This window comes from Kitasatospora sp. NPDC059577 (assembly GCF_042735475.1).
Taxonomy (GTDB): domain Bacteria; phylum Actinomycetota; class Actinomycetes; order Streptomycetales; family Streptomycetaceae; genus Kitasatospora.
Genome location: NZ_JBHWBZ010000032.1, coordinates 77,957 through 89,386, shown reverse-complemented (window position 1 = coordinate 89,386; position 11,430 = coordinate 77,957). Strand labels below are relative to the sequence as shown.

The following is an 11,430-nucleotide window of genomic DNA, read 5'->3' as shown; positions in this document are numbered from 1 at the left end:
CGTGCGCACCCGGGCGCCGCCCGCGCCGCGGGTGATCACGACGCCCTCGGCGCGGTCGGCGAGGAGCCGGGCGGCTTCGGTGACGTCGGCGGCCCCGGTCAGCTGGCGGGCCTCGACGGCGTTGGCGACGACCAGGGGGCGGCGCCCGGTCGGGCCGGTGTCGGGCAGGGCTCCGGCCGGAGCGGTGTTGTGCAGCCACCGGGTGCCGCCGGAGGGGCCCGCGGCGGGCAGGGCCGCGGCCGTCGCGCGGATGCACGCCGCGGGGACCTCGTTGCTGGTGAGGACCACGTCGACGGGGAGCAGACGCAGGCGACCCAGGGCGGCGGTGACCTCCTCCGGGGTGAGGTGCGCGTTGGCGCCGGGGACGACGACGATGCTGTTCTCCCCGGACGGGTCGACCATGACGATCGCCTGGCCGGTGGGCGCGTCGGGGTGCGTCAGCACGGCGCCCGTCTCGACCTCTGCGCCGTGCAGGTCGGCGAGTGCCGCCTCGCCCTCGGCGTCGTGCCCGATCTTGGCGACCAGGTGCGTCGCCGCGCCCATCCGGGCCGCCGCCACCGCCTGGTTGGCACCCTTGCCGCCGAATCCCCGGGTGGCGGTGTCGGCGAGGACGGTCTCGCCGGGGGACGGGAGTACGGGGCAGCGGAGGATCCGGTCGGTGTTGACCGATCCGATGACGACGACCCGGCCGACTGGCAGCAGCTTCATCGTTCCTCTGTACGTGCCCGGGTGCGCGCTGCGCAAGCGGGCGGGGCGGGCCCGGCGGGCGGGCGCGGGGCGAGGGGCGGTGGCGGCGCCGGCAGGAGCGGACGGGTGCCGAGGGGTGCCGAGGGGTGCCGAGGGGTGCGGACGGGGCAGGTCGGCGGCGCGGTCGCCGGGGCGCGAGCGGTCAGCGGGTGGTTGTGCGCGGGAGGTCGACCCATCCGGCGTCCTGTGCGTGAGCAGTGGTGAAGGGGTGCAATTTTGATGTAGACCGGTCTGCATATTTCCGCGCGCGAGCGCCTGGCCTGGGCACATGCCGCTGTCACTGGGCAATTCGGGGCGCGCGGGCGGGCGCGTCGGAGAGGCATGGGGAGCGGCGTGGCGCGGGTACCACCACGGGTGGCGCTGGTTCGGCTGACGGGGGCGCTGCCCGGTGCGATCGGCATCGGGGGAAGTCGAGGGGCAGGGGACGTTGTGATCGTCTGGGTCAATGGCACGTTCGGGGCGGGCAAGACCAGTGCCTGCCGCGAGTTGGTGGAACTGCTGCCCGGGAGCGTGCTCTTCGATCCCGAGCTGGTGGGCTTCGGTCTTCGCCGGATGCTCCCGGCCGACCGGCTGGCGACGGTGTCCGACTTCCAGGACCTTGCGGCCTGGCGCCGGCTCGTCCCCGAGACGGCGGCCGCACTGCTCGACGAGGTCGGGGGGCCGCTGGTGGTCCCGATGACCCTGCTCAGAGAGGACTACCGGGACGAGATCTTCGGCGACCTCGCCTCCCACGGGATCACGGTGCACCACTTCGTGCTGGACCCAGAAGAAACGATCCTGCGCGAACGCATCGCCCACCGCGAGGAATGCCCGGACGACCCGGAGGCCAGCGCACGGGTCCGCACCTGGTGCATCGAACACCTGCCCCGCTACCGTGCCGCCCGCCGCTGGCTGGTCGGCGACGCCCGCATGGTCGACACCAGCGCGCTCACGCCGCAGGAGACCGCCCGCCGGATCGCCGAGCTGGTCCGGGTCGGCGCAGCCCGCTGCCCGATCGTCCAGAGCCCGGACCCGACCGGGGACACCGTGGCCTCCGCCGTCCTGTTCTTCGACGAGCAGGACCGCGTCCTGCTGGTCGATCCCGTCTACAAACCCGACTGGGACTTCCCCGGAGGCGTGGTCGAGCGCGGTGAGGCCCCCACCGACGCCGCGCTGCGCGAGACCGCCGAGGAACTCGGCCTGCGCCTCGACCCGGCCGGGCTGCGCCTGCTCGCCGTCGACTGGGAACCGCGCACCGGTCCGCGCCGCGGCGGCCTGCGGCTGATGTACGACGGTGGCCTGCTGGACGAGGCGGGCCGCCAGAACCTGCTGCTGCAGCCGGAGGAGTTGCGCAGCTGGCGCTTCGTCACGCTGGACGAGGCCGCCGAACTGCTGCCGCCGAGCCGGTACCGGCGCCTGGCGGCCGCCCTGGACGCCCGGCGCAGTGGCGAGCTGCGGTACCTGGAGGCGGGGTGCCGGGTGGCCGTCGGGATGGCGAGCGCGGCGGACGCGGCGTAGCGGGGGCGCGATCGGGCCGTGGGCGGCCGGGCGGCCGGGCGGTTGGGCGGTGGCGCGGCGGGGTGGCGGGTGCGGCTGCACCTCCGGGTTCGCCCGGCCGTCGGCGTCGGCGGGAGGATGGGGTCATGCCCTTCACGCTGAGCCACCCCGCCGCCGTCCTGCCCCTGCTGCGCCGTGCCGGGGTGCGCGGGCCGTTGGTGGCGTCGGCGCTGGTCGCCGGGTCCATGGCGCCCGACGTGCCGTTCTTCGCCGAGTCCCTGCTGCCCGGGGTGTACGGCCACGGCGGGCTGACGCACCGCTGGTGGGCGGTGCCGACGCTGGACGTGGCGATCGCCGGCGCACTGGTGGCCGGCTGGCACGGGCTGTTGCGGGGACCGTTGGTGGCGCTGCTGCCCGAGCGGTTCGCGGGCGGCGCCGAGGCGCTGACGGCCCGCCGGGTCGGAGCCGGCGGTGTCCGGGCGGGTGGTGTCGCAGGTGCGGACGCGGTCTGGTTCGCGGCGTCGGCGGCGATCGGTGCGGCCACCCACGTCGGCTGGGACGCGTTCACGCACGGGGGCCGGCTGGGCGTCCGGCTGCTGCCCGTACTGGACCGGTCGGTGGCCGGTGTGCCGGTGTACGAGGCGCTGCAGTACGGCAGTTCGGCGCTCGCGCTGGTGGCGATGGGAGGGTGGGCGGCGCGTGCGGTGCGGGCCGTCGAGCCGGCGCGGCCGGAGGTGGCGCTCGCGCCCGGGACGCGGCGGGCCGCCGTCGCGCTGCTGGGTGCGGCGACGGCGGCCGGGGTGCTGCACCGGCTCAGCCCGCTGAAGCGGAACCTGGTGCCGGAGGTCTGCTTCGGCGCCGGGGCCGGCCTCGCGGTCGGTGCCGTCGGGTACGCGGCGGTGGTGGCGGCCGTCCGACGGGTGCGCGGCGGACGGCCGGGACCGGGAGCCGCGAGCGGCGGCTCCCGGCCGGACGTCCGTCAGACGGAGCGCAGCTCGGCGTAACGACGCAGGAAGAGCGCCTCGGTGAGGGCCATCCGCTCCAGCTCCTGCGGGTCGACGCTCTCGTTGACCGCGTGGATCTGGGTGGTCGGCTCCTCGACACCGATCAGCACGATCTCGGCCTGCGGGTAGAGCGAGCGCAGCGTGTTGCACAGCGGGATCGAGCCGCCTTCGCCGGAGGCCACCATGTCGGTGCCGAACGCCTCGGCCATGGCCTCGCCCATCGCCTCGTACGCCGGGCCGGTGGTGTCGGCGCGGAAGGCGGAACCGCTGCCCTGGCGCTGGACGGTCAGCTTGGCGCCGAGCGGGACCTGCGCCTCCAGGTGGGCGACCAGGGTCTCCTGGGCGGCCGAGGCGTCCGTGCCCGGCGGGACGCGCAGGCTGATCAGGGCCTTGGCGGCGGCCTGGACGGAGGAGGTGGCGCCGATCACCGGCGGGGCGTCGATGCCGAGGACGGTGACGGACGGGCGGGCCCAGAGGCGGTCGGCGATGGTGCCGGTGCCGGTCAGGGCGACGCCGTCGAGCACCTTGGCGTCGGCGCGGAACTGCTCCTCCGGGTACTGCACGCCCTCCCAGGTCTGGTCGGAGGACAGCCCGGCGACCGCGACGTCGCCGTTCTCGTCGTGCAGCGAGGCGAGGATCCGGACCAGGGACTGCAGCGCGTCCGGGGCGGCGCCGCCGAAGGCGCCGGAGTGCAGGTTGCCCGCCAGGGTGGTGACCGAGGCCTCGACCACCGTCATGCCGCGCAGCGAGGCGGTCACCGTGGGCAGGCCGGGGGCGAAGTTGCCGGTGTCGCCGATGACGATGGCGTCGGCGGTGAGCAGCTCGGGGTGGGCCTCCGCGTAGCGCTCCAGGCCGCCGGTGCCCTGCTCCTCCGAGCCTTCGACGATGATCTTCAGACCGACCGGGTAGGAGTCCCCGTACACCTGGCGCAGCGCCCGCAGGGCGGTCAGGTGCATCAGGATGTTGCCCTTGCAGTCGGCGGCGCCGCGCCCGTACCAGCGGCCGTCACGCTCGGTCAGCTCGAACGCGGGGCTGATCCAGGCGTCCTCGTCGAGCGGGGGCTGGACGTCGTAGTGCGAGTAGAGCAGGACGGTCGGCGCGCCCTCGGGGCCCGGCAGCTCGGCGTAGACGGACTGGGTGCCGTCCGGGGTGTCGAGCAGTCGGACGCCGGTCAGGCCCTCGGCGGCGAAAGCGTCGGCGACCCAGCGCGCGGCCTTCTCGCACTCCTCGACCGGGAACTGGCGCGGGTCGGCGACCGACGGGAAGGCGACCAGCTCGGCGAGGTCGGTGCGGGCACGGTCCATCAGGGACCGGACGGCGTCGGCCAGGGGCTGTGACATCGGGGCTCCGAGGGGTGGGGCCACCCGCGGGGTACCGCGGGCGGAGCGGGGCGGTTGGGGTACTGCCGATCATAGGTGGCGCGGATCCGGGCGGTCCGGGGCGGGCGTCCGGCCGGTTCCCGGCAGGGCGACGGCGGCGCGGGGGTCTGCGTGGCGCGACAGGGCCGAGTGGCGCGGAGGGGTTCGAGCGGTAGGGCGGGGTTCGAGTGGTGCGGCGTCCGGTGGGGCGGGTGGACGCATAGGATTGCTCGACGTGACTGACTCCGGAAGCTCCGATTCCCGTAGCCCGCTCGACAGCCCGCTCGAAGGGACGGCCTCGCCGCTCGACGACGCGGTTTCGCCGCCGGACGGCGTCTGGGACGTCGTGGTGGTCGGCGCCGGACCGGCCGGCTCCTCGGCCGCGCACGCCGCCGCCGTCCAGGGCCGCCGGGTGCTGCTGCTCGACAAGGCCGAGCACCCCCGTTACAAGACCTGCGGCGGCGGCATCATCGGCCCCTCCAGGGACAGCCTGCCGCCGGACTTCCAGCTGCCGCTGCAGGACCGGGTGCACGCCGTCACCTTCGCGTACGACGGGCGGTACACCCGGACCCGGCGGTCCCAGCGGATGCTGTTCGGCCTGGTCAACCGGGACGAGTTCGACCTGCGCCTGGTGCAGGCGGCCAAGGCGGCCGGGGCGGTGCTGGTCACCGGCGTGACCGTCACCGGTGTCGAGCAGCGCGGCGGCGAGCACCGGACCGCGCTGGTGACGGCGGCCGACGGGCGCACCTTCGAGGCCCGCGCGGTGGTCGGTGCGGACGGCAGCGCGAGCCGGATCGCCCGGCACGTCGGCGTCACCTTCGACCAGATCGACCTCGGTCTGGAGGCGGAGATCCCGGTACCGCCGCAGGTCGCCGCGGACTGGGCCGGCCGGATCCACCTCGACTGGGGTCCGTTGCCCGGCAGTTACGGCTGGGTGTTCCCCAAGACCGAGACCAGCAGCCTCACCGTCGGCGTCATCTCGGCGCGCGGCGACGGCGAGCGCACCAAGCGGTACCTCGCCGACTACGTACGGCGGCTGGGCCTGTCCGGCTTCACCCCCACGGTCGAGTCCGGGCACCTGACCCGCTGCCGGGCCGAGGACTCGCCGCTCTCCCGCGGCCGGGTGCTGGTCGCCGGCGACGCGGCCGGGCTGTTGGAGCCGTGGACCCGTGAGGGCATCTCGTACGCGCTGCGCTCGGGCCGGCTGGCCGGCGAGTGGGCGGTGAAGGTCGCCGAGGCGGGCAACGCGCCCGCCGTGCGGCGCGAGGCGCTCAACTACGCGTTCGCGGTCAAGGCCGGGCTGGGCGTGGAGATGCGTGCGGGCAAGCAGCTGCTGGGTGCCTTCGAGCAGCGGCCGTACCTGTTCCACGCGGCGGTGTGCCTGGTGCCGGCGGCCTGGCGGGCCTTCGCCCGGGCCACCCAGGGGCACACCACCTTCGCCCAGCTGCTGCGGCAGAACCGGGCGGCGCGCAAGCTGATGTCGATGGCGTCGCGGTAGGTGGCGGTGGGCGGCCCGTCGTGCCGGTGCGGGGCCGGGGGGGGGGGGGGGGGGGGGGGGGGGCGGGGTGGGGGGGGGGGGGGGGGGGGGGGGCCGCGGGGGGGGCGGGCCCCCCCGGCCCCGTTCACCTCGCGTGCCCGGACCGAGGACCGAGGACCGGGGACCGGGGGGCCCGGGCCGGGTGGCGGTGAGCGCTACCTGAGACCGGTGTCGAGCGCGGTCATGAGCGCGCCCGACGGGGTGTCGCCGGACATCTCCCAGATCATGCCGCCGAGCAGGTTCTTCGACTTGAGGTAGGCCGTCTTCTGGGCGATCGACCAGGCGTCGTCGAACGTCCACCACTGGCCGCCGGCTCCCGTGTAGCCGTACGTGGCAACGGACTTGGGGTCGTGGTAGACGGTGAGGCCGGCCAGGCCGGTGATCAGGTTGTGGTACCCGCGGGTGCCGGCCTCCTCGGCGAACTGGCCCGGTGCGGCGCCGTTCGCGGACTGCCACACGCCCTTGGCGCCGCCGTCCGCCACGCCCTGCCAGCCGCGCCCGTAGAACGGGAAGCCGATGGTCAGCTTGCGCGGGTTGACCCCGGCGCCGAGGTAGGCCTGGACGGCCGCGTCCACGCTGAAGTGGAAGCCGTACGGGTCGTTCGGGTCCGCGTACAGGTTGGAGGCCTGGCCGGTGCGGTCGGGTTCCCACGAGTTGTCGCTGCCGGAGCCGTGGAAGTCGTAGCCCTGGACGTTGGCGATGTCCAGCGAGGTGAAGATCCTGCCCAGGTCCCAGCCGGTGGCGACCTTCGCCGGGTCGGCCGGGGTGAAGGCGGTGAGCAGCTTGTGCGAGCCGCCCGACGCGTCGAGCTGCTTGCGGAACTCGGCCAGCAGCAGGGTCAGGTTGTCCTTGTCGTCGGCGCTCCAGTGGTTGCCGGCGTGGCCGTCGCCGGAGCCCGGCCACTCCCAGTCGAGGTCGACGCCGTCGAAGATCCCGGCCGCCACGCCGTCGCCGCCGGCGCCGTTGTAGACCGGCAGGTTGCCCTTGATCCAGGTGTCCACGCAGGACTTGACGAACTTCTGGCGGGAGGCGTCGGTGGCGGCGACGTCGGAGAAGTACTTGGAGTACGTCCAGCCGCCGAGCGAGACGACCACCTTCAGGTTCGGGTACTTGGCCTTGAGCTTCTTCAACTGGTTGAGGTTGCCGCGGAGTTTGCCCCAGCCGTCGTCGGCCACGCCGTCCACCGACTGGTCGGCGCTCATCGGGCGGGCGTAGTCGGCGTCGGCGTCGCCCGCCCCGGTGCCCTGGTCCGGGTCCTGCGGGTTGGCGGTGGTGCCCTTGGTGACGCCCGCGAGGCAGGTCAGGTTGACCGGATCGATGTTCTCGAAGGCGTAGTTGACGACGTCGAGCTTGGCGGCGCTGCCCGAGGTGTCGAGGTTCTTGACGAAGTACTGGCGGCCGTAGATGCCCCACTGGACGAAGTAGCCGACCCGGGCGTACTTCCCGGCGCCGACGAGGTCCGAGGTGGTCACGGAAAGCGGGGCGGAGGCGGGCGAGGCGTTGTCGGCGGCGTCGCGGGCCTTCACGGTGAAGGTGTAGGCGGTGGACGGCGACAGGTTGCCGACGGACGCGGTCAACGTGCCGCCGGTGACCGTCGCCACCGGCGCGCCGCCCTGGTAGACGTCGTACGCGGCGACCCGGACGTTGTCGGTCGCGGCGTTCCAGGCGAGCGTCACGTCCGTCGAGCCGACGGCCGTGGTCCGCAGGGCGGTCGGAGCGGTGGGCGGCACCCGGTCGGTGGACGGGTCGAAGGTGGCGGCGGTGACGGGTGCGCTGAGCGGGCCGGTGTTGCCGCGGCTGTCCCTGGCCCTGACCGTCAGGGTGTAGGAGGTGGCCGGGGTGAGGCCGGTGACCAGGGCGCCGGCGGTCGGGCCGGAGGCGAGGACGGTGCTGCCGTTCAGCACGTCGTACGAGGCGACCGGGAAGTCTCCGCCGGTGGCGGCCGGCCAGCTCAGGGCGAGCGTGTGCGCGGTGGACTCGGTGACCGTCGGGGTGCCCGGGGCGGACGGCGGGACGTCCGGGGTGCCGTCGCACTTGTCGCCGTTGATGCGGCAGTTGAGCGGCGTGGTGACCGGGCCGGTGCCGACGAACCAGAAGCTGTACGGCTCGGTGGTGCCGTGGGCCTTGACGGTGGAGTTGTAGAACGCGGCGACCACGCTGACGTGCCGGCCGGTGACGGTGGCGGTGCCGTTGTAGGTGCTGCCCAGGGTGACGCCGGCCGGGAGGTCGAAATCGAGGGTCCAGCCGGACACGGCGGTCGCGTTGTCGTTGTGGACGATGTAGGTGCCCTGCCACCAGGAGCCGTTGTCGGCGGTGGTGAACGTGGCGGTGAGCTTCCCGGCGGCGTTCGCCGGGGCGGCCAGCGCGGTGAGCGCGGCGAGGGGGAGGAGCAGGACGCTGAGCAGTGCGAGCAGTCTGCTGCGCATGCGCGGGCGTCCGGCCCGGGACCGAACGGACATGGTTCTCCCTGTGGCTGTGGCTGTGGGGGTTGGAACAGGGGGCGTAGAACCGGGGTACGTGGAGCCGGGGTGCGCGGGGCTGGGTACGTGGAGCCGGGGCGCGTGGGGTCGGGGTGTGGGGAGCCGGGGTATGTGGAGCCGGGGTTGATCCGTGTGCGATCGGTGCCCGTGCCGTGGGGAGGCGGGGCATGGGCACTGTAGGAGGACTGGACCAATGCGTCAACAGGTCTGTACCACTTGGGAGTTGGCGGACGGTCGCCCGTCATCCCGCCGCGGGCCGGCCCTCGCCGGTCACCTGTTCGCCCCCGTCAGCTCGTCCCCGAGCGGGCTGCGCCGGTACAGCACCGACCGGCCGTGCCGGGCCCGGGTGACCAGGCCGGTGGCGGCGAGGACGGACAGGTGCTGGCTGACCGCGCCCGGAGTGACTCCGAGGCGGTAGGCGAGGTCCGTGGTGGAGGCCGGTTCGGCCAGCAGGGCCAGCAGCCGGGCCTTCGGTGCCCCGACCAGCGACTCCACGGCCCGCGACGGTACCGGCGCTCCCCGGCCGACCATGCCCGCCTGCCCGCGCGCCGGGTAACTGATCTGCGGCGCCCGGTCGTTGCTGATCATCGTGATCGCGCCGCGGACGAAGAAGGTCGGGCAGAGCACCAGCCCGCGTCCGTCCACGGGCGTCTCCACGTCCCCGTCCGTCCAGTGCCGGTTGATCGACAGGACGCCGTCCTCCCAGCGGAGCCGGTGGTCCAGATCGGCGAAGAGGGCCACCGCGCCGTGCCGGGCGAGCAGCCGGGCGCGGTAGACCAGGTCGGCCTCCAGCACCGCGCGGGCCTGCGGCCACCACGCGGGGGCGAGACACACCTCCCAGTACTCCTCCAGCGCGTCCGCGATCCGTTCCAACAGCCGCTCCGGGTCGGCGAGTCCGGCGTCGAGCGAGGCGGGCAGCGGTTGGCCGTGCGGGAGGAAGGCCTGTTCCAGTTCGGCGCGCAACTGCTCCGGCGGCAGGGCGCGGACGGTGGCGAGTTCGGAGCGGAACTCGGGGGAGGGCGAGGCCGGGCGAGGCGTCAGGAAGTCCGGGACCCAGCGGTTCCCGGCGACCAGCGAGAGCAGCAGCCGGGAGTCCAACCGCTCGAAGGCGGGCCTGAGTTGCTCGAAGGCCCGGCTCTGGAGGTGGTAGACGCCCGGGTGGGTCCACATCCGCAGGCTGAGCACGGCCTCGTGGATCGGGGAGGCGGCGAACCAGGTGGTGGCGAGGTCGGCCAGGCGGAGCGTGAACCGGTGCACGGGTGTCCTTCTGCTGGGATCCGGGCGGGCGGGCGGCCCGACTGAGGATTCAGCCAGAGCCTAAAGGAGTACTGCTCGGGGCCGGGGCGCGGTGGGATCCCTGCATGACCACCTCGACGACGGAGTCCTCCGCGCCCTCCCCCTCCTTGCCCGAAGACCCGGTCGGGTCCGCGGTACCCCGCAGCGCCGGCGCCGGCGTCGTCGGCGCCGTGCGACGGCGACTGCACCCGGACCCGACGGTCCGTCGGCTGGCCGGGATCACCCTGGTCAACACGATGGGCAACGGTCTCTCCCTGGCCGTCTCGGTGCTGTTCTTCACCCGGGTGCTCGGTCTGAGCGCCGCCCAGCTGGGCCTCGGGATGACCGCCGCCGGTCTGTGCGGGGTCCTCGCGAGCGTGCCGGCCGGCCGCGCCGCCGACCGCTGGGGCGCCCGGCGGGTGCTGGTGGTGCTGGTGTCGGTGGAGGCCGTCGGCACTGCCGGGTACGCGCTGGTGCACAGCTATCTGGCCTTCGTCGCGCTGGCCTGCGTGGTCTCCGCCGTCGACCGGGGCTCCGCCGCCGTGCGGAACGCGCTCTACGCCGAGGTGTTGCCCGCCGACCGCCGGGTGGCCGGCCGGGCCCACCTGCGGGTGGTGACCAACCTCGGGATCTGCCTGGGCACGGCCCTCGGAGCGGTCGCGCTCCAGGTGGACACCCGGCCGGTCTACCTGGCGGCGATCCTGGCCGACGCCGCCTCCTTCGTGGCCGTCGCCGTGCTGTTCCACCGGCTCGCCGTGCCGCAGCGGGCGGTGGTGGTCCAGTCGTCGGCCGGAGCGGCCGGAGCGGCCGGGGCGGCCGGAGCTGCGGGGGCGGCGGCGGACACCGGTACCCCGAACCCGTCGGACCCCTCGCACGAGGCCGCCGAGCAGGGGCGTCGGCGCAACCCGGCGCTGCGGGACGGCCCGTTCCTGGCCGTGACCGTGCTGAACGCGGTGCTCTGCCTGCAGTTCGCCGTCCTGGAGGTCGGCGTGCCGCTCTGGATCGTCCAGGAGACCGACGCGCCGAGGATCACCGTCGCGGGCACCCTGATCGTCAACACCCTGCTGGTCATCGCCCTGCAGGTGCGGGCCACCCGGGGCACCGAGGAGCGGACGGCCGCCGCCCGGGCCTGCGGACGCGCCGGGGTGCTGCTGGCCGCCTCCTGCCTGGTCCTTTCACTGGCGCACGGTCTGCCCGCGATCGGCGCGGCGGTGGTGGTGCTGGGCGGGGTCACGCTGCAGTCGCTCGGAGAGGTGGTCGGCCAGGCGGGCGGCTGGGCACTGAGCTACGACCTCGCGGGCGAGCGCGACCACGGCGCCTACCAGGGAGTCTTCAACGCGGGGACCGCGGCGGCGATGATGGCCGGGCCGGCGCTGGTCAGCACCCTGGTGATCGGGTACGGCGCGGTCGGCTGGGCGGTCCTGGGCGCGGTGCTGGCGGCGGCCGGACTGGCGATGCGTACCCGGGGGCGGGGGGGGCGGGGGCCCGGGCCGCGGCGCCCCGCGGGGGGTGGGCCCCCCCGGGGGGCCCCCGCCCCCCCGGGGGGAACCCCC

Annotated in this window: 8 protein-coding genes; 4 read left to right on the top strand and 4 right to left on the bottom strand. The window is 74.8% G+C overall.

Going from position 1 to position 11,430, the window contains the following annotated elements; genetic code table 11:
- On the bottom strand, positions 1-708 hold a 708-nt coding region (locus ACFV0O_RS23990; protein WP_380345121.1), incomplete at its 3' end, for a PfkB family carbohydrate kinase.
- A gap of 468 nt (positions 709-1,176) precedes the next feature.
- Between ACFV0O_RS23990 and ACFV0O_RS23985 the strand changes: the two genes are divergently transcribed.
- The gene (locus ACFV0O_RS23985) at positions 1,177-2,244 is read left to right on the top strand and encodes an NUDIX domain-containing protein (protein WP_360262573.1); all 1,068 of its coding nucleotides are present in this window, start codon (positions 1,177-1,179) and stop codon (positions 2,242-2,244) included.
- A 125-nt stretch (positions 2,245-2,369) separates the two neighbouring features.
- Positions 2,370-3,227: a DUF4184 family protein gene (locus tag ACFV0O_RS23980; RefSeq protein ID WP_380345119.1), complete on the top strand. Its 858-nt coding sequence runs from the start codon at positions 2,370-2,372 to the stop codon at positions 3,225-3,227.
- Here the strand turns inward: ACFV0O_RS23980 and ACFV0O_RS23975 are convergent.
- On the bottom strand, positions 3,203-4,567 hold the full coding sequence (locus ACFV0O_RS23975) for a dipeptidase (protein ID WP_380345117.1): 1,365 nt from the start codon (positions 4,565-4,567) through the stop codon (positions 3,203-3,205). The genes ACFV0O_RS23980 and ACFV0O_RS23975 overlap by 25 nt on opposite strands.
- A gap of 253 nt (positions 4,568-4,820) precedes the next feature.
- On the opposite strand from ACFV0O_RS23975, the gene ACFV0O_RS23970 reads away from it, so the two are divergent.
- On the top strand, positions 4,821-6,083 hold the full coding sequence (locus tag ACFV0O_RS23970; RefSeq protein ID WP_380345115.1) for a geranylgeranyl reductase family protein: 1,263 nt from the start codon (positions 4,821-4,823) through the stop codon (positions 6,081-6,083).
- 194 nt (positions 6,084-6,277) lie between these two features.
- Here the strand turns inward: ACFV0O_RS23970 and ACFV0O_RS23965 are convergent, their stop codons facing one another.
- Positions 6,278-8,548 (bottom strand): glycosyl hydrolase family 18 protein, encoded by a 2,271-nt coding sequence (locus ACFV0O_RS23965; protein WP_380345113.1) that lies wholly within the window; start codon positions 8,546-8,548, stop codon positions 6,278-6,280.
- Positions 8,549-8,872: 324 nt separating this feature from the next.
- Positions 8,873-9,859 carry an ArsR/SmtB family transcription factor gene (locus tag ACFV0O_RS23960; RefSeq protein WP_380345111.1) on the bottom strand — a complete coding sequence of 329 codons (987 nt, stop codon included), beginning with the start codon at positions 9,857-9,859 and terminating at the stop codon, positions 8,873-8,875.
- Between the two features lie 104 nt (positions 9,860-9,963).
- On the opposite strand from ACFV0O_RS23960, the gene ACFV0O_RS23955 reads away from it, so the two are divergent.
- The coding region (locus ACFV0O_RS23955; protein WP_380345109.1) for an MFS transporter at positions 9,964-11,430 on the top strand (1,467 nt) is incomplete at its 3' end.